11 protein-coding genes are annotated in these 17,968 nt (G+C 72.3%); 8 read left to right on the top strand and 3 right to left on the bottom strand.

Annotated elements, in window-relative coordinates:
* Positions 1–61: 61 nt before the first annotated feature.
* Complete coding sequence (locus tag ACZ60T_RS29875) at positions 62–562, bottom strand: YwqJ-related putative deaminase (protein ID WP_365624217.1); 501 nt, start codon at positions 560–562, stop codon at positions 62–64.
* Between the two features lie 262 nt (positions 563–824).
* Between ACZ60T_RS29875 and ACZ60T_RS29870 the strand changes: the two genes are divergently transcribed.
* From ACZ60T_RS29870 to ACZ60T_RS29840, 7 genes are all read left to right on the top strand, one after another.
* Positions 825–1,844, top strand: coding sequence for an SMI1/KNR4 family protein (locus tag ACZ60T_RS29870; RefSeq protein ID WP_469668737.1), 1,020 nt, complete (start codon positions 825–827; stop codon positions 1,842–1,844).
* 8 nt (positions 1,845–1,852) lie between these two features.
* Entirely contained in the window at positions 1,853–4,456 is a 2,604-nt protein-coding gene (locus ACZ60T_RS29865; protein ID WP_469668736.1) for an SUKH-4 family immunity protein, read from the top strand.
* Between the two features lie 233 nt (positions 4,457–4,689).
* Complete coding sequence (locus tag ACZ60T_RS29860) at positions 4,690–5,574, top strand: cellulose-binding protein (protein WP_469668734.1); 885 nt, start codon at positions 4,690–4,692, stop codon at positions 5,572–5,574.
* A 417-nt stretch (positions 5,575–5,991) separates the two neighbouring features.
* Entirely contained in the window at positions 5,992–6,780 is a 789-nt protein-coding gene (locus tag ACZ60T_RS29855) for an ABC transporter ATP-binding protein (protein ID WP_365624209.1), read from the top strand.
* Entirely contained in the window at positions 6,777–9,356 is a 2,580-nt protein-coding gene (locus ACZ60T_RS29850; RefSeq protein ID WP_469668732.1) for an ABC transporter permease, read from the top strand. Before ACZ60T_RS29855 ends, ACZ60T_RS29850 begins: the two co-directional genes overlap by 4 nt.
* A 227-nt stretch (positions 9,357–9,583) precedes the next feature.
* The gene (gene mfd / locus ACZ60T_RS29845; RefSeq protein ID WP_469668731.1) at positions 9,584–13,123 is read left to right on the top strand and encodes a transcription-repair coupling factor; all 3,540 of its coding nucleotides are present in this window, start codon (positions 9,584–9,586) and stop codon (positions 13,121–13,123) included.
* A 181-nt stretch (positions 13,124–13,304) separates the two neighbouring features.
* Positions 13,305–14,081, top strand: coding sequence for an HNH endonuclease family protein (locus ACZ60T_RS29840; protein WP_469668729.1), 777 nt, complete (start codon positions 13,305–13,307; stop codon positions 14,079–14,081).
* Positions 14,082–14,134: 53 nt separating this feature from the next.
* On the opposite strand, the gene ACZ60T_RS29835 is transcribed toward ACZ60T_RS29840, so the two are convergent.
* Positions 14,135–14,884: a hypothetical protein gene (locus ACZ60T_RS29835; protein WP_469668727.1), complete on the bottom strand. Its 750-nt coding sequence runs from the start codon at positions 14,882–14,884 to the stop codon at positions 14,135–14,137.
* 96 nt (positions 14,885–14,980) lie between these two features.
* Positions 14,981–15,673 carry a hypothetical protein gene (locus ACZ60T_RS29830; protein ID WP_469668726.1) on the bottom strand — a complete coding sequence of 231 codons (693 nt, stop codon included), beginning with the start codon at positions 15,671–15,673 and terminating at the stop codon, positions 14,981–14,983.
* 188 nt (positions 15,674–15,861) lie between these two features.
* Between ACZ60T_RS29830 and ACZ60T_RS29825 the strand changes: the two genes are divergently transcribed.
* On the top strand, positions 15,862–17,901 hold the full coding sequence (locus tag ACZ60T_RS29825) for an N-6 DNA methylase (protein ID WP_469668725.1): 2,040 nt from the start codon (positions 15,862–15,864) through the stop codon (positions 17,899–17,901).
* The last annotated feature ends 67 nt before the right edge of the window (positions 17,902–17,968 follow it).

Here is a 17,968-nt window from a genome sequence, read left to right as displayed (position 1 = left end):
CCTTCGTTCGTCGGGTGCGGGACCGGCGCGGACGGTGTCGTGCGGTCGTACGGGGTGGGGCTCAGTCCTGCGCGGTGGGGTCGACGATGCGGACGCCGAAGTGATGGCTGAGCGCGGTACAGGCACGGCAGGGTGCGGCGAAGCTGCCGTGCAGGGGGTCGCCGTCCTCGCGGATGTGCCGGGCGGTGAGCTTGGCCTGCTTGAGCGCCTTGCGTGCCTCGCTGTTGGACATCGGTTTGCGGGAGGCACGTTTGCTGCGGGCGCTGTCGGCGGTGGTGATGTGGCGCGAGATGAGGATGGCCTCGGCGCAGCGGCCGGTGCAGCGGTCGCGCTTGGTGCTGGTGAGGGCGTCGAGGAAGTCCTGGACGAGCGGATGCAGCGCGGGGGGCCGGTCGCCGCGGGCGGCGGTGCCGGTGAGGGTGGTGCCGCGCACGGAGAGCGCGGCGGCGATGGTGGGGAGTATGCCGTCGCGGCGGTGGCGGAGGGCGGGGACGGGCGCGGCGTCGGCGGTGCTCCAGCCGATGCGTGGGTCTCCGTGGGTGTCTGTCTGTGTCGCATTCATGATCGTTTTCCCCTCCGTGCATCCCCCCGGTGGGACACAGACTGCCAAATGCCGTGGGCGCTGCGGAAGCTGGGGCGTGGGGACACGCCCGTTGTTCGGTGTTCCGTCACGGTGGGGTGACGGCTGGTCACGGCGGCGACGGGTTGCCGGGGATGTGGAACCGGAGGCCCGGTGACCGGTGTCGTCGTACCGCATAGGCTGTCGACATCCGCGATCCATACCGCCGTACAGGCCACACAGAACGCCGCAGGGGGCAACTGCCATGACGACAGGTCGGCTCGGGCTGGGGGCTCCTCCCGGCCGCCAGCCCGGGGGACAAGCCGCGCCGCCGAACGCGGCCTACGCCGGGCAGGTCGTGCACTTTCCCGATCCGGTCCGGGCCGCGCGCCATCCGCGAGGGGTACGGGTGGACCAGTACGGGTTCCCCGACTTCTCGCCGTACGCACGGGCCGCCGCGGAGATCGCGGATCCGCCGGAAGGTTTCGGCGTGGACGAGTTGCGGCTGACGGACTATGTGTCGGCGAACGCGGCGCTCGCGGCGTCGGGGCACGAGCTGTGGGACACGATCCCGGCGGTGGCCACCCCGCACGGCTGGACCTGGCATCACGCGCCGGGTGCGCGCCGGTTGGAGCTGGTCCCGGTCGAGGTGAAGGCGCTGCTGCGGCATCACGGCGGGATCGCGACGGCGAACGTCGACCAGAACAAGCGCGGGACGCGGCCGTTGCAGGAGACGCGGCCCGCGCACTTCGGCCTGCCGAAGTCGTCGGTGGCGGTGACGGAGCAGCAGGTGCAGGGGGTCGAGGAGGACCTCGGGTACCGGCTGCCGGGCGCCTACCGGTCGTTCCTGAAGGCGGCGGGCGGGTGCGCGCCGGTGGGTGTGGCGCTCGACGCGGAGTTGGGGCTGCTGGTCGACCAGCCGTTCTTCACGGTGCGCGACGAGGCGGCGGTCAACGACCTGGTGTATGTGAACAAGTGCCTGCGTGACCATCTGACCAAGGACTATCTGGGCGTCGGCTTCGTCCAGGGCGGTCTGCTGGCGGTGAAGGTGAAGGGCGACCGGATCGGTTCGGTCTGGTTCTGCGCGTACGACGACGCGCGTGATGTCGACGCGTCGTGGCCGCCGGCCGAGCGTGTGCAGCGGCTGTTGCTGCCGTGCGGTGACGACTTCGACGCGTTCCTGTCCCGACTGGTGGGTCATCCGCCGGAGTTGGAGACGGTGGCGAGCCTGATGGTGGACGGCGGCTTCGCGTACGCGGTGCCCGTGTCGTCGGTGGGGGAGTGAGGTCGGCGATGGTGACGTTCGCGCAGGCGCAGGAGCGCGCGGAAGAGTGGATCAACGGCGACGTGCCGGCGTACCAGCATCGTGAGGTGCTGGTACGGGAGTTCGGCCTCGGGTTCGTGGTGTGGGCCGAGGACCGCAGCGAGGGGCCGCGGGCGGACGGCGGCGCGCAGCGGCTGGTCATCGCCCGGGACAGCGGGGAGGCGACGCTGTGGCCGGGGCTGCCGGTGGGCGAGGTGATCCGCCGGTACGAGGAGGAGTACGGGGCGCAGGGTGAGGCGGAGCCGTCGGCTCCCGCGCCCGCGGCCCGGGTGGACCTGAACCAGACGTCGTTCCTGTTGAGCCCGCCGGAGTGGCTCCAGGAGGCGGCGGACAAGATGGGCATCCCGGATCGCCGCCAGGGCGAGGGCGGTTCGTCGTCCGACACGTCGGGCGGTACGTCGTCCGGCGCGTCGTCCGGCACCTCGGGTACCTCGGGCGCCGCGGCACCCGCGCCGACCGCCGCGCCCGTACCGGCTGCCGCGACCGGTCCGGCCCCGGCCGGTGAGGGGTCGGCGTCGGGCACGGCGTGGCCCGCCGCCGGGGGCGGTGGCGAGGCGCCGGAGGTGGCCGCGGGGGCGACTCCGTGGGAGGGCACCGACATCAGCGCCGAGGCGGGCGAGGACCGGTCGGTGCCGCTGCCGGCGACGGTGTTCGCGCCGCCGCTGAGCGACGCCGGCGGGGACACGCCGCCGCCCGTGTCCACGCCGGACGCGAAGACGGCTCTGCTGGACGGCGGCAGCCAGTTGCCGCGTACGGCGGTGGCTCCCGCGCTGGACGAGAAGGAGCTGCTCGGAACCCCGCCGTCGGGTGGCGCGACCGGTCCCGGTACGCCGCCGCCCGGTGGACCGCAGCCCCCCGCTGTGCCCGACGCGGCGCAGCCTCCGGCCGGTCCGCCCGTACCGGGGGAGCGGCCGACGCAGGCCGCCCAGGACATCGCCGACGCAGCGACCAGCAAGGCGCCGCCGCCGCGGAGCGCGCAGGCCGGTGGCGCGCCCCACCCGCCGGGTGCTCCGGGGGTGCCGGGCGCAACGCCTCCGCCGGGTGCCACGCCTCCGCCGGGCGGGTACGTGCCCACGCAACTCGTCTCGCAGCTCGGCCCGGACGGCCCCGGGGGCGCGCCGGGACCGGGTACGCCGCCCGCGGGCGCGCCGACACCGCCCGGTGCCACACCGCCCGGTGGGGCGCCCCACGCGGCGACGATGTTCGCGGACCCGGGCCAGTCCGGTCCGGGCGTACCCACGCCTCCGGGCCCGCCGAAGCCGCCCGGTGCCACGCCTCCGGGCGGTGCGCCCTACGCGGCGACGATGTTCGCGGACCCGAACCAGCCGGGCCCCGGTCAGCCGGGCCCGAACCCGCCCGGTCCGAACCCGCCCGGTCCGAGTCAGCCGGGTCCGAACCAGCCCGGTCCCGCGCCCGCCGCGCGCGACGCCGTTCATCAGGCCGCGACCATGCTGGCCGGTCCGCCGGTCGGTGGTCCGGGCGCGCCCCCGCCGCCTCCGGGTGTCCCCGGGGTGCCGGTCGGCGCTCCGCAGCCCCTGCCGGGCCAGCCGCCCGTACCGGGTCAGCAGCAGCCCTCGTACGGCTACCCGCCGCCCGGTCAGCCGACGGTCGGCCCCGGCTATCAGGCCGTGCTGCGCTATCGCGCGCAGGACGGTTCGGAGCAGCAGTTGATCCGGCGTTCGGCGCCGGGCACGCCGCACCCCGAGTGGCAGATCTTCCATGAGCTGCGCGCGATGAACGTTCCGCCGGACCAGGTGCTGGAGCTGCACACGGAGCTGGAGTCGTGCGAGCTGCCGGGTGCCTACTGCGCGCGGATGATCCGGGAGAACTGGCCGCAGGCGCGGATCACCAGCATCGCCCCGTATGGTACCGACCACGCCTCGCGTCAGCAGGGCATGCAGCAACTCCTCGCGCACCAGGGCGAGTTGCATCAGGTGGCGGACGGTCCGGCGCGTCCGGGGCCGGTGCGCGCCCCGCTGCCGCAGGTGCAGCCCGCGCCGCCGATCCCGCCGGAGGGCATCGCGCAGGAGATGGCCGGTGCCTTCGGGCCGGGTGTCTTCCGGTTCGACCAGGTGTCGGTCTCCCGGCAGGGGGTGCCGCCGATCGTGGCGCACACCTTGGTGGTGGCCGGACTGCCGCTGGACATGGGCCCGTTCTTCTGGGCGCAGGCCCAGCCGGGCCGCCCGGTGCCGACGCTGGCCGAGCTGGCGCAGGAGCGCGGCGTGCAGCCCGCCCCGGACGCGGGTTCGTACCTCGTCGTGGGCAGCGACTTCGGCAAGGCGATCTGCGTGCAGTACGGCACGGCGGCCATCGTCGCGGTGCCGGTGGAGGCGGGTCCGGGCGGGACGTCGGTGCCGCCGCAGTTCGTGAACTCGGGGCTGCCCGAGTTCGTGCGCTGCATGGCGCTGCTCGGCCGGATGTGGCGGCTGCGGTACGGGCTCAACCAGGAGCAGGCGGGCCGCTGGACCGTCGACTTCCAGGCCCAGTTGTGCACGATCGACCCGGCGGCCCTCGGTTCTCCGGAGAGCTGGTGGTCGGTGGTGCTGGAGCAGATGTGGGACGGACTGCTGTGACCCGCTGACCGGTTGACGGAACGTCAAGGGCCGGTCCCGCCGTACGACTTCGTACGGCGGGACCGGCCCTTGCGCGTATGTGACATCTCGTGGGCCACCCCCGGTGCCGTTTGTGCCCGGCCGCATCCTGTCGGTGATGCGCGGAGTGTCGTGTTATGAGCACTTCCGCCTGATCCATCAAGATGTGCGCGACATCATCGATGAGTGCGGGTCAGGTGGAGAGGGGTCCCACGATGAGCAGCGCATCGAGGCCGGGGCAGGGTTTCGCGCGAGTGCGGCGCGGCTATCGCCCCGACCGGATCGACGCCTTCACCGCGGCTCTCTCCGCGGAGCGCGACGCCGCGTGGGAGCGCGCCGCCCGACTGACGGTGCTGGCCAGGGAGATGGAGGCCGACCTGGAGCTGCTGCGCGAGACGGTGGCGCAGCTGCCCGAGCAGACGTACGACTGCCTCGGCGAGCAGGCGCGGACCCTCTTCACGCTGGCCCAGGAGGAGGCGGCGGTCGTACGGGAGGACGCGCGGCGGGAGGCCGAGTCCCTGGCCGCCGAGGCGGAGGAGGCGGGGCGGCACGTGCGGGAGGCCGCGCGGGCGCACGCCGACGAGGTGCGCGGCGAGGCCGAGGAGCGGGTCCGTACCCGGATGCTGGCCGCGCGGGCGGAGGCCGACGACGTACGCGTCATGGCGCGGCGCGAGGTGAAGAAGGGGCGCGGGGAGGCGCTGGCCGCGCTGCGTGAGGTGCGTCGGCGCACCGAGGGGCTGCTGGCCGAGCAGACGGCGGAACAGGCCGAGCGCAAGGACCGCGAGAAGCGCGCGGCGATCGAGCGGACGGCGGCGCTGGAGGCGGCGGAGGCGGAGCGGTCGGCCCGCGCGAAGGACGCGCTGGCGGCGGCGAAGCGAGCGTACGCCGAGGCCGAGGAGGCGGCGCGGCGGATCGAGCGGGACGCCGAGGCGCGCGCGTGCGAGGTGATCGCCGAGGCGCGGGTACGGGCGGACCGCGTCGCCTGTGAGACGGAGCGGGTGGTGGCGGCGCACGGGGAGCGGCGGGAGGTCGTCCGGGCCGAGATGGCCCATGTGCGCCACAGCCTCTCCGTGATCACGGACCGGGCCCCGGCGGAGTAGCCGTAGCGCGTCCTGTCCGTCGAGCCGTTCGGGGCGGGGGATTTGACCCTCACGCGACGTGAAGGTGGACGCTGACTGCGACGAAGGGCGGAGCCGACCCTGAGACGGCCTCCGTCTGCGGGGGGAGGGCCCCTAGGGGTATGTCCCTACCGGAGACCGGGGTGGGTTCGTCCCGTCGGAGGACGAGGAAGGGCCGGGCTCGTCCTTAACCTGGTCTTACATCGCCGGGGGGCGGTCGACGCACGGGGGGCGTACGGGAAGCCGTACGAGAAGGGGTGGGGATTTCCCCCGTACGGAACGGGGCCGGGCACCAGCGCGCCGGGACCCTCTTCACCGCCAGACTGATGGGCGTATCCACTGCGCAGGACAGAGTGCGGCACCGCACGTTCGCCTGCATATCGATATGGGAGACATGACATGACATCGGCCGTGACCATTCCCAGGCACGGGGGCACTGGAGGGCGTACGGCCGTTGCCGCACGAGCGCGACAGGTCGTGAAGGCGTACGGGGCGGGGGAGACCCGCGTCGTCGCTCTCGACCATGTCGACGTGGACATAGCCCGGGGCCAGTTCACCGCGATCATGGGCCCCTCGGGGTCCGGCAAGTCCACGCTGATGCACTGCCTCGCCGGGCTCGACACCGTGACGAGCGGTCAGATCTACCTGGACGAGACCGAGATCACGGGGCTGAAGGACAAGAAGCTCACACAGCTTCGCCGGGACCGGATCGGCTTCATCTTCCAGGCGTTCAACCTGCTGCCGACGCTGAACGCCCTGGAGAACATCACGCTGCCCATGGACATCGCCGGGCGGAAGCCGGACGCGGCCTGGCTGGACCGGGTCGTGACGACCGTGGGGCTCGCCGGGCGGCTCAAGCACCGGCCCAACCAGCTCTCCGGCGGCCAGCAGCAGCGGGTGGCCGTGGCGCGGGCGCTGGCCGCCCGGCCCGAGATCATCTTCGGTGACGAGCCGACCGGCAACCTCGACTCGCGTGCGGGCGCCGAGGTCCTCGGCTTCCTGCGCCGGTCCGTGGACGAACTGGGCCAGACCATCGTGATGGTCACGCACGACCCCGGGGCCGCCTCCTACGCGGACCGGGTGCTCTACCTCGCGGACGGCAAGATCGTCGACGAGATGTACCAGCCGACGGCCGAGCAGGTCCTGGACCGGATGAAGGACTTCGACGCCCGGGGGCGCACGTCATGACCGTGCTGAAGACCTCGATGCGCAATTTCTTCGCGCACAAGGGGCGAATGGCCCTGTCCGCCGTCGCGGTCCTGCTGTCGGTGGCGTTCGTGTGCGGCACGCTCGTGTTCACCGACACCATGAACACGACGTTCGACAAGCTCTTCCAGGCGACGGCCTCGGACGTGACGGTCGGCACCAAGGAGTCGAGCGACACCGGCGAGACCACCTCCCGCACCGGCAAGCCGCCGGTCCTGCCCGCCTCGGTGGTCACCGAGGTCCGCAAGGCCGAGGGTGTGAAGTCGGTGGAGGGGGCGGTGTTCTCGACCTCCGCGACCGTCGTGAACGCCGACAAGGACAGGCTCTCGCCCAGCAGCGGGGCCCCGACGATCGTGGGCGGCTGGAACCACAACGACGCCCGCACCATGAAGATCACCTCCGGGTCGGCGCCCACGGGCCCCGACCAGATCGTGGTCGACGCGGACACCGCCGACAAGCACCACCTGAAGCTGGGCGACGAGATCGGCGTGATCACCGTCGTCGGCACGCATCGCGCCCATGTCTCCGGCATCGCCGACTTCGTCGTCACCAACCCCGGCGCGGCGCTCTTCTACCTGGACACGAAGACCGCCCAGCAGACCCTGGTCGGCAGGACCGGGGTGTACACGGAGGTCAACGTCACCGCCGCGCAGGGGGTGAGCGACGAGCAGCTCAAGAAGAACGTGACCGCCGTGCTCGGTCACGACTACAAGGTGCAGACGGCCAAGGAGGTCGCCGAGGCCAACCAGAAGGACCTCGAGAGCTTCCTGAACGTGATGAAGTACGCGATGCTCGGCTTCGCCGGGATCGCCTTCCTCGTCGGCATCTTCCTGATCGTCAACACCTTCTCGATGCTGGTCGCCCAGCGCACCCGGGAGATCGGCCTCATGCGGGCCATCGGCTCCTCCCGCAAGCAGGTCAACCGGTCCGTGCTCGTGGAGGCGGTGCTGCTGGGCGTGGTCGGTTCCGTGCTCGGTGTGGGAGCGGGCATCGGTGTCGCGGTCGGCCTGATGAAGCTCATGGGCCAGATGGGGATGAACCTGTCCACCGACGATCTGACCGTCGCCTGGACCACCCCGGCGCTCGGCCTGGTCCTCGGTGTCGTCGTCACCGTCCTCGCCGCCTACCTGCCCGCCCGGCGGGCCGGGAAGATCTCCCCGATGGCGGCCCTGCGCGAGTCGGGCATGCCGGCCGACACCAAGGCCGGTGTCGTCCGCGCCGTGATCGGCCTGGTCCTCACCGGCGCCGGTATCGCGAGCCTGTACCTGGCCGCCACCGCGGACGGGGCCAAGGGCGGTTCGGCCTCGCTGGGCCTCGGCATCCTGCTGACCCTGATCGGCTTCGTCGTCATCGGCCCGGTGGTCGCGAGCGTGCTGGTCCGCGTCCTCGGCGCGGTCATGCTGCGGATCTTCGGCCCGGTCGGGCGGATGGCCGAGCGCAACGCCCTGCGCAACCCGCGTCGTACCGGTGCCACCGGCGCCGCGCTGATGATCGGTCTCGCCCTGGTGGCCTGCCTGTCGGTGGTCGGCTCCTCCATGGTGGCCTCCGCCACCGACGAGCTGGACAAATCCGTCGGCACGGACTTCATCATCGACAGCGGCAGCACCGGCGTCATCGTGCCGCAGGCCGTCCAGGCCGCGAAGTCCGTGCCGGAGCTGGCCCGGGTCACCGAGTACCGGCTGCTGGACGCGGACCTGACCACCCCGGACGGCGCCGTCGTCAAGAAGGAGACGATCAACGCGGCCGACCCGACCTTCGCGCAGGACCTGCGCACCAAGACGGCCGTCGGCGACGTCGCCGACGCCTACCGGCCCGACTCGATGTCCGTCTTCGAGGGCTTCGCCAAGGACCACGGCATCAAGCTCGGCTCCACCGTCACGGTGGACTTCAAGGACGGCCGGACGGCGAAGCTGACCGTGCGCGCCATCACCAGCGACGAGGCCGTCATGGACAAGGGCGCGATGTACGCCTCCATCGCCACGGTGGCGAAGTACGTCCCCGCCGACAAGATGCCGCAGGACCTGATGCTCTTCGCCATGGCCAAGGAGGGGCAGCAGGACGCCGCCTACAAGGCGCTCAAGGCCGCGCTGCACGACTACCCGCAGTACCCCGTGCGCGACCAGACCGACTACAAGAAGGAGCTGAAGGACCAGATCGGCCAGATGCTGAACATGATCTACGGCCTGCTGGCCCTCGCGATCATCGTGGCCATCCTCGGTGTGGTGAACACGCTGGCCCTGTCGGTGGTCGAGCGGACCCGGGAGATCGGCCTGATGCGGGCCATCGGCCTCTCCCGCCGCCAGTTGCGCCGCATGATCCGCCTGGAGTCCGTGGTGATCGCCGTCTTCGGCGCCCTGCTGGGTCTGGGTCTGGGCATCGGCTGGGGCGCGACCGCCCAGAAGCTGCTCGCTCTGGAGGGCTTCAAGGTCCTGGAGATCCCCTGGCCGACGATCACCGGCGTCTTCATCGGCTCGGCCTTCGTGGGCCTGTTCGCCGCCCTGGTCCCGGCGTTCCGGGCGGGCCGGATGAACGTCCTGAACGCGATCGCGACGGACTGACAGGTCGTACGAACGTGCGACGCGACCTCCTGGGGCGGAGGTCATGAGAAGCCAGGGGCCGGGAAGTCAGTGGACTTCCCGGCCCCGCTTCGTGCGCCGGGGGCGCCCCCCTGCTGTCCACAGCCCCACCGGCCTCACCCTTGGCGACGTAGTCTGGAATCACCCCCGGCCCGCGAGGCGTGTCGGGCCTGCCGCGTTGCCCACCTTCGGACGGAAAGCCCTCCTCCATGAGCCTGCACGGTCTGCTCGACGCCGTCGTCAAGGACGCCGCCCTCACGGAAGCGGTCGCCGCGGCCGGCGACGGCAACCGCATGCATGTCGACCTCGTCGGCCCGCCCGCGGCGCGCCCCTTCGCCATCGCCGCGCTGGCCCGTGACGCCGCCCGCCCCGTGCTCGCGGTCACGGCCACCGGCCGCGAGGCCGAGGATCTCGCCGCCGCGCTGCGCTCGCTGCTGCCCGCGCAGAGCGTCGTGGAGTACCCCTCCTGGGAGACGCTCCCGCACGAGCGGCTCAGCCCCCGCAGCGACACCGTCGGCCGCCGCCTCGCGGTCCTGCGCCGCCTGGCCCACCCCAGCCCCGACGACCCCGACACCGGCCGGGTCTCCGTCGTCGTCGCGCCCGTGCGCTCCGTACTCCAGCCGCAGGTCAAGGGCCTCGGCGACCTGGAACCCGTCGCGCTGCGCACCGGCGAGCAGGCCGATCTGAACGAGGTCGTTCAGGCGCTGGCCGCCGCTGCGTACTCCCGGGTCGAACTGGTCGAGAAGCGCGGCGAGTTCGCCGTACGCGGCGGCATCCTCGACGTCTTCCCGCCCACCGAGGAACACCCCCTGCGCGTGGAGTTCTGGGGCGACGACATCGAGGAGATCCGCTACTTCAAGATCGCCGACCAGCGCTCCCTGGAGGTCGCCGAGCACGGCCTGTGGGCGCCCCCGTGCCGGGAACTGCTGCTGACGGACGACGTACGGGAGCGGGCCGCCGCCCTCGCCGAGCGCCACCCCGAACTGGGCGAGTTGCTCGGCAAGATCGCCGAGGGCATCGCCGTCGAGGGCATGGAGTCCCTCGCACCCGTCCTGGTCGACGACATGGAGCTGCTGCTCGACGTGCTGCCCGCGGGCGCCATGGCCGTCGTCTGCGACCCGGAGCGGGTACGGACCCGGGCCGCGGACCTGGTGGCGACCAGCCAGGAGTTCCTCCATGCCTCCTGGGCGGCCACGGCGGGCGGCGGGGACGCGCCGATCGACGTCGGCGCGGCCTCCCTGTGGTCCCTCGCGGACGTCCGGGAGCGGGCCCGCGAACTGGGCATGATGTGGTGGTCCGTGTCGCCGTTCGCGGCGGACGACGAGCTGGACGCCCTCGACGGGGACACGCTCAAGCTCGGTATGCACGCCCCGGAGACCTACCGCGGAGACACCGCGAAGGCGCTCGCCGACACCAAGGGCTGGCTCGCCGACCGCTGGTGCACGGTGTTCGTCACCGAGGGCCACGGCCCGGCCTCCCGCACCGTCGAGGTGCTCGGCGGCGAGGGCATCGCGGCCCGCCTCGACCCCGACCTCGGCGCCCTGTCCCCCGCGGTCGTGCACGTGGCGTGCGGCTCGATCGACCACGGCTTCGTCGACCCGGCGCTCGGGCTCGCCGTGCTCACCGAGACCGACCTCTCCGGTCAGCGGACCGCCGGCCGCGACGGCGCCCGGATGCCCGTCCGCCGCCGCAAGACCATCGACCCGCTGACCCTGGAGTCCGGCGACTACATCGTCCACGAACAGCACGGTGTGGGCCGCTACATCGAGATGGCGCAGCGCACGGTCCAGGGCGCCACCCGCGAGTACCTGGTGGTGGAGTACGCCCCGGCCAAGCGCGGCCAGCCCGGCGACCGCCTCTACATCCCCACCGACCAGTTGGAGCAGATCACCAAGTACGTCGGCGGCGAGGCCCCGACCCTGCACCGCCTGGGCGGCGCGGACTGGACGAAGACGAAGGCGCGCGCGAAGAAGGCCGTCAAGGAGATCGCCGCGGATCTGATCAAGCTGTACAGCGCGCGCATGGCGGCCCCCGGCCACGCCTTCGGCACGGACACGCCCTGGCAGCGCGAGCTGGAGGACGCCTTCCCCTACGCCGAGACCCCCGACCAGCTCACCACGATCGCCGAGGTCAAGGAGGACATGGAGAAGTCGGTCCCGATGGACCGCCTGATCTGCGGCGACGTGGGCTACGGCAAGACGGAGATCGCGGTCAGGGCCGCCTTCAAGGCCGTGCAGGACGGCAAGCAGGTGGCGGTGCTCGTCCCCACCACCCTGCTGGTCCAGCAGCACTTCGGCACGTTCTCCGAGCGCTACGCCCAGTTCCCGGTGAACGTAAGGGCGCTGTCCCGCTTCCAGACGGACACGGAGGCGAAGGCCGTCCTGGAGGGCCTGACGGAAGGCTCGGTGGACGTCGTCATCGGCACCCACCGGCTGTTCTCGTCCCAGACGAAGTTCAAGAACCTCGGCCTCGTCATCGTCGACGAGGAGCAGCGCTTCGGCGTCGAGCACAAGGAGCAGCTCAAGAAGCTGCGCGCCAACGTCGACGTGCTGACGATGTCCGCGACCCCGATCCCGAGGACGCTCGAGATGGCGGTGACGGGCATCCGCGAGATGTCCACGATCACCACCCCGCCCGAGGAGCGCCACCCGGTGCTGACCTTCGTCGGCCCCTACGAGGAGAAGCAGATCGGCGCCGCCGTCCGGCGTGAACTGCTGCGCGAGGGCCAGGTCTTCTACATCCACAACCGGGTGGAGTCGATCGACCGCGCCGCGGCGCGCCTGCGTGAGATCGTCCCGGAGGCGCGGATCGCCACGGCCCACGGCCAGATGTCGGAGCAGACGCTGGAGCAGGTGGTCGTCGACTTCTGGGAGAAGAGGTACGACGTCCTGGTCTCCACGACGATCGTCGAGTCGGGCATCGACATCTCCAACGCGAACACGCTGATCGTGGAGCGCGGCGACAACTTCGGCCTCTCCCAACTGCACCAGTTGCGCGGCCGGGTCGGCCGGGGCCGCGAGCGCGGCTACGCCTACTTCCTGTACCCGCCGGAGAAGCCGCTGACGGAGACCGCCCACGAGCGCCTGGCGACCATCGCCCAGCACACGGAGATGGGCGCGGGCATGTACGTGGCGATGAAGGACCTGGAGATCCGCGGCGCGGGCAATCTGCTCGGCGGCGAACAGTCCGGGCACATCGCGGGCGTGGGCTTCGACCTGTACGTACGGATGGTCGGCGAGGCGGTCGCGGACTACCGGGCCTCCCTGGAGGGCGGGGTCGAGGAGGAGCCGCCGCTGGAGGTCAAGATCGAGCTGCCGGTCGACGCGCATGTCCCGCACGACTACGCGCCGGGCGAGCGGCTGCGCCTCCAGGCCTACCGGGCGATCGCCTCCGCGACCACGGAGGAGGACGTCAAGGCCGTCCGCGAGGAACTCGTGGACCGCTACGGCAAGTTGCCCGAGCCGGTCGAGAACCTCCTGCTGGTGGCGGGGCTGCGGATGCTCGCCCGTGCCTGCGGTGTCGGGGAGATCGTCCTCCAGGGCAACAACATCCGCTTCGCGCCGGTGGAGTTGAGGGAGTCCCAGGAGCTGCGGCTCAAGCGGCTCTACCCGGGCACCGTCATCAAGCCGGCCACGCACCAGGTCCTGGTACCCCGCCCGAGGACCGCGAAGGTGGGCGGAAAGCCGCTGACGGGGCGGGAGTTGCTGGGCTGGACCGGGGAGTTCCTGGCGTCGGTCCTGGGGTCCTAGCCCTGGCGTGTGCGAGGCCTGAACGAGCCGTCTCACCACCGGCGCCCGCAACCGGCGTGCATCGCGGGCCGGTTGGGCGCCGGTAGGGGGACAGCCCCGCTCCGGTTACGGTGGGACCAGGGAGAACACGCCCGTCGAGGGCGGCCCGCACGAACTGGAACACGCAAGGGGAGGACGTCGCGTGGTGCGTCTGAGGGGTGCCGTCGCGGCCGCAGCTCTGGTCCTGGTCGCCGTGAGCGGCTGCAAGGACACGACAGGGTCCGCGGGATCGCAGAAGACAGAGGGAAGTCCGACCCCGCCGAGGTCGGAGATATCCGCGACGCCGGGGCAGCCGGGTGAGACCGCGATGCCGGGCGGGTCCGTGCTCACCGCGATCGACTCACTGACCGTCAAGTCATGGGCGCCGAAGGACGGTTACGGCCGGGACCGGTTCGGCAGCCCCTGGGCGGACACCGACTCCAACGGCTGTGACACCCGTGACGACATCCTCAAGCGGGACCTGAAGAACGTGAAGTTCAGCGACGGGGACTGCAAGGTCGTCTCGGGGCTGCTGGCGCCCGACCCGTACGGCGGCGAGAACGTGACGTTCGCGCGCGGTCGCAGCCAGGTGGACATCGACCACATCGTCGCGCTCTCGAACGCCTGGCAGACCGGCGCCAAGGGCTGGGCCCCCAGCAAGCGCATAGCGCTCGCCAACGACCCGCTCAACCTGCTCGCGGTGGGCGCGACGCCCAACCGCAGCAAGGGCGACGGCGACGCCTCGAACTGGCTCCCGTCGTACAAGGCGTACCGCTGCTCGTACGTCGCCGCCCAGGTGGCCGTGAAGAAGAAGTACGAGCTGTGGGTGACGGCAGCGGAGAAGACGGCGATGAAGAACGTCATCGCGAGCTGCCCGAGCCAGCGGCTCCCCTCCGGCGGCAACCCGACGAACGCGCCGGACCGGTTCCACGCGAACTGAGCCTGCGTGAACTGAGCCCGCGCGAACGGACCTTGTGGGGCCGCCCGCCCGCGTCACTCGCCCAGTGCGTCCAGGTCGATGACCTTGCCCTGGGGCGCGGCGGCCCGTACCGGCTTCCCGTAGTCCGTGAAGGAGACCGTCACCGGTTCCTTCTTGGAGTTGCTGGTGATCTTCAGCAGGTAGGGCTTGCCCTCGGTGGCGACATACGCCGTGTACTTCTCCTTGCCGTCCCGCTCGCTCAGGACGAGCGCCGGGACGCCGTCGACCTCGGTCGTCGCGCCGCGCTCGGCGTCCGTGCTCCCCTCGTCGGCCCCGGCCAGCACCGTGTCCAGATCGCAGAACGCGGAGACGTCCGCGGCGTCCTTGCCCGTGACCTTCGTCCTGGTCCACTTCCCGGCCATGAAGGACACCACCGCGTCGGTCTCGTCCTTGGGGTCACCCTTGCCCTCCGCGCGGATGAACGCCTCGTCGGGCTTCAGATAGAGGGTGTCGCCGGTCTTGATCAGTTCGGCCTTGCCCGTCTTGTCCATGCTCACGGTGCCGGCGCAGGTGCCCTTCCTGTCCAGGGCCATGTCGAGCCGGATCGTGCCGCCGGACTCGTCGTCGTAGACGTCCCCGCGCATGCGCAGCGACGAGGCGTCGGTGGTGGCCTTCATGGCGCGTTCGGCGATCTCGCTTCCGGAGAGTCCGGCGAACGGTTCCTCGGGCTTGCCGTCGGCCTTGTCCCCGCCGGGCAGGCAGCCGGTGACTCCGGCGGTTGCTGCGGCGACGAGGCAGAGGGCGGCAAGTGCGGTGCGGCGCATGGAAGTTCCTTGAGGGTGATGTGACATGTGGTGCGGTGGGACGTGCCGGGGCGGGGCGGCGCGGCGGGCCGCCCCGGCCGGGGGATCCGCGGTGGGTCAGGAGGACTTCGTCCAGTCCGCGCAGCCCGTGGTCTTGAAGTAGGCGTCGCTCGCGGCGACCGTGACGACGGCCGTCCCGCCGGCGTTGTCGTTCGCCGCGATGGAGTCGAGGGAGTGCAGGGCGTTCTTGGCGCGCTCCCAGTAGCATCCGGCGTCCTTGTTGCCCGCGGAGGTGTAGGTGCCGGGGGCGATGTCGACGCCGACCCGGAGCATCCCCGCGTCGCCGTCGATCTTCTGGGTACGGGGCGTGCCGGACGGCTTGTCCTCGACGGTCTGCCAGTCCTCGCAGCCGTTCGTCTTGAACAGCTTGTCGCTCGCCTTGACGGTCACGTAACTCGTGCCGGTGACGTTGTCGTTGGCGAGGATCGCCTCGAACTCGCCCGAGGCGTCCTTGGCACGCTCCCAGTAGCAGCCGTCGGAGTTGTCGGCCGTCCGGTAGGTGCCGGGCTTGATGTCCTTGCCGACCTGGTAGCTGCCGTCGCCGCCGAACGCGGGGGCCTTGCCCTTGTCCTTCGCGCCGGACCCGCCCTTGCCTCCGGAGTCCTGGCCGGACCCGCTCGCGGAGTGCTGCCCCGAGGACGCGGACGTGTCCTTGCCGCCCTTGTCCTCGTCGTTGCCCGCGTTCGCGGACACCGCGCCGATGACGACGACGCCGACCACCACGCCCAGCGCGATCTTGCCCTTGCCCATGACGAAGCCCTCCCCCCAGGCGATGCGCCGTTGTTCGGCGGATCGCTCGTTCGATGGGTCAATAACAGCAGAGCGTGTGAACCGAGTCAACACGGTTCACGGCTTGGGTGGTGTGCACGGGCGTGAAGGGGGACGTGTTGCGCTCATCGGTATGCTCGACGCCACACAGAGCAGAGGGGAGCCGGTGGGTGGAGGACAACGGGACAGAGGTGACCGCGGCCGGTATCGCCCGGCTCGCGGGGGTCGGCCGGGCCGCCGTCAGCAACTGGCGCCGCCGCCATCCCGACTTCCCCAAGCCGGTCGGCGGCACCGACACCAGCCCCTCCTTCGCGCTCGGCGAGGTGGAGGACTGGCTGCGCCGCCAGGGCAAGCTCGCGGAGGTGCCGCTGCGGGAGCGCGTGTGGCAGCAACTGGCGGGCCACCCGGAAGGGCCCCTGACGGCGCTCGTCCTCGCGGGATGCGTCCTCGTGCTCGTCCATGACCGGCCCGGCGCCTGGCAGGAGGCGAGCGCGGGCTCCGACGCCCACCTGGCCGAACTCCTGCCCACCGCCCTCGAACAGGTACTGGCCTCCGGCACGCTCCACGGCTCCGCCGTACCCGTCCCGGCCCCCGAACGGCTCCGGTCCTCGGCCCCGCTGCTGCGCGGCGTCGCCGAACTCGCCGTCGAACTGGGCGTCCCCGGGGCGTACGAGTTCCTGCTCGGCCGGTATCTCGACGCCAACCCCCGCCAGTACACGCTCACTCCGGACGGCCCCGCCGCGCTGATGGCCGACCTCGCGGGCCCCGCCCGCAGCGTCCTCGACCCGGCCTGCGGCACCGGCGCCCTGCTGCGCGCCGTCGCCCCCCTGCCCGAACAGCGGCTGTACGGCCAGGACGGCGACCCCGCGCTGGCCGCGTTCACCGCGCTGCGCCTCGCCCTGCACACGAAGGCCGCCGTGCGCACCGCCGCCGGGGACAGCCTCCGGGCCGACGCGTTCGACACCCTCAGGGCCGACGCGGTGCTGTGCCACCCGCCGTTCAACGAACGCAACTGGGGCCACGACGAACTCACCTACGACCCCCGCTGGGAGTACGGCTTCCCGGCCCGTACGGAGTCCGAACTCGCCTGGGTGCAGCACGCGTTGGCCCGCCTCAAGGACGGCGGCACCGCCGTCCTGCTGATGCCGCCCGCCGCCGCCTCCCGCCGCTCGGGCCGCCGTATCCGGGCCGATCTGCTGCGCCGCGGCGCCCTGCGCGCCGTGATCGCCCTGCCGGCCGGTGCGGCGCCCCCGTACAACATCCCGCTGCACCTGTGGGTGCTGCGCCGTCCCGAAGGGGCGCCCGCGCACCCGGAGTTGCTGGTCGCGGACGGCGGCGCGGCCACCGCCGAGGCGCGCGGCGGCCCGGACTGGGAGAGCGTGCGCACCGCGGTCCTCGACGCCTGGCGCCCGTTCGCGCGCGACGGCAGCGTGGCGGAGGTGCCGGGCGTGAGCCGCTCCGTACCCGTCATCGAACTCCTCGACGACGACGTCGACCTGGCCCCCGCCCGCCATCTCCCGCCGCCCGCGGCGGGCGGCGGCGCCGAGGAACTCACGGCCCTGAGCGCCCGCCTCGGCGAGACCCTGCGCCGCACCGCCGCGCTCTCCGTGCCGCTGCCCGCGCCCGACGGCGCCCCGTCCGGCCCCGGCGGACAGGTCCGCTGGTCGCTCACCACCGTCGGCGAACTCGCCCGTGGGGGCGCGCTGTTGCTGCGCGGTGGAGGGAACGGCCCCTCGGCGCGCGTGCTCACCGACCACGACGTCCTCGCGGGCACCGCGCCGTCCGGCACGCTGCCCGCGGTCGGGGAGGAGCCGGTCCTGGTCGAGGAGGGTGACGTCGTCGTGCCCGTCCTCGGCGGCGGCGCCGTCGCGCGGGTGATCGACCGGGCGACCGCCGGAGCCGCCCTCGGGCGCAACCTCACGCTGCTGCGGCCCGACCCGGCCGCGCTCGACCCCTGGTTCCTCGCCGGCTTCCTGCGCGGCACCGCCAACACCCGCCAGGCCAGCAGCTATGCCTCCACCGCGACCCGGCTCGACGTGCGCCGCCTCCAACTGCCCCGGCTCCCGCTGGACCGGCAGCGCCGCTACGGCGAACACTTCCGGGCGCTCGCCGCGTTCGAGGACACGCTGCGCCTCGCCGGCCGCCTCGGGGAACAGCTCGTCCGGGGCCTGCACGACGGGCTGACGGACGGCACGGTCGCACCGGACTGACGGGTGCGAGGACGGGGACGGGCACGGGAACAGCGGGGGTTGTGCCCGACCCATGACGCCGCGTCCG

The sequence above is a fragment of the Streptomyces sp. NPDC104371 genome (assembly GCF_055583785.1).
This window is presented reverse-complemented; position numbering and strand designations above follow the sequence as displayed.

Excerpts from the sequence above, each read along its gene's own strand:
- ACZ60T_RS29875 (WP_365624217.1), bottom strand. The coding sequence starts at position 562 with ATGAATGCGACACAGACAGACACCCACGGAGACCCACGCATCGGCTGG.
- ACZ60T_RS29870 (WP_469668737.1), top strand. The coding sequence starts at position 825 with ATGACGACAGGTCGGCTCGGGCTGGGGGCTCCTCCCGGCCGCCAGCCC.
- ACZ60T_RS29865 (WP_469668736.1), top strand. The coding sequence starts at position 1,853 with ATGGTGACGTTCGCGCAGGCGCAGGAGCGCGCGGAAGAGTGGATCAAC.
- ACZ60T_RS29860 (WP_469668734.1), top strand. The coding sequence starts at position 4,690 with ATGAGCAGCGCATCGAGGCCGGGGCAGGGTTTCGCGCGAGTGCGGCGC.
- ACZ60T_RS29855 (WP_365624209.1), top strand. The coding sequence starts at position 5,992 with ATGACATCGGCCGTGACCATTCCCAGGCACGGGGGCACTGGAGGGCGT.
- ACZ60T_RS29850 (WP_469668732.1), top strand. The coding sequence starts at position 6,777 with ATGACCGTGCTGAAGACCTCGATGCGCAATTTCTTCGCGCACAAGGGG.
- mfd (WP_469668731.1), top strand. The coding sequence starts at position 9,584 with ATGAGCCTGCACGGTCTGCTCGACGCCGTCGTCAAGGACGCCGCCCTC.
- ACZ60T_RS29835 (WP_469668727.1), bottom strand. The coding sequence starts at position 14,884 with ATGCGCCGCACCGCACTTGCCGCCCTCTGCCTCGTCGCCGCAGCAACC.
- ACZ60T_RS29830 (WP_469668726.1), bottom strand. The coding sequence starts at position 15,673 with ATGGGCAAGGGCAAGATCGCGCTGGGCGTGGTGGTCGGCGTCGTCGTC.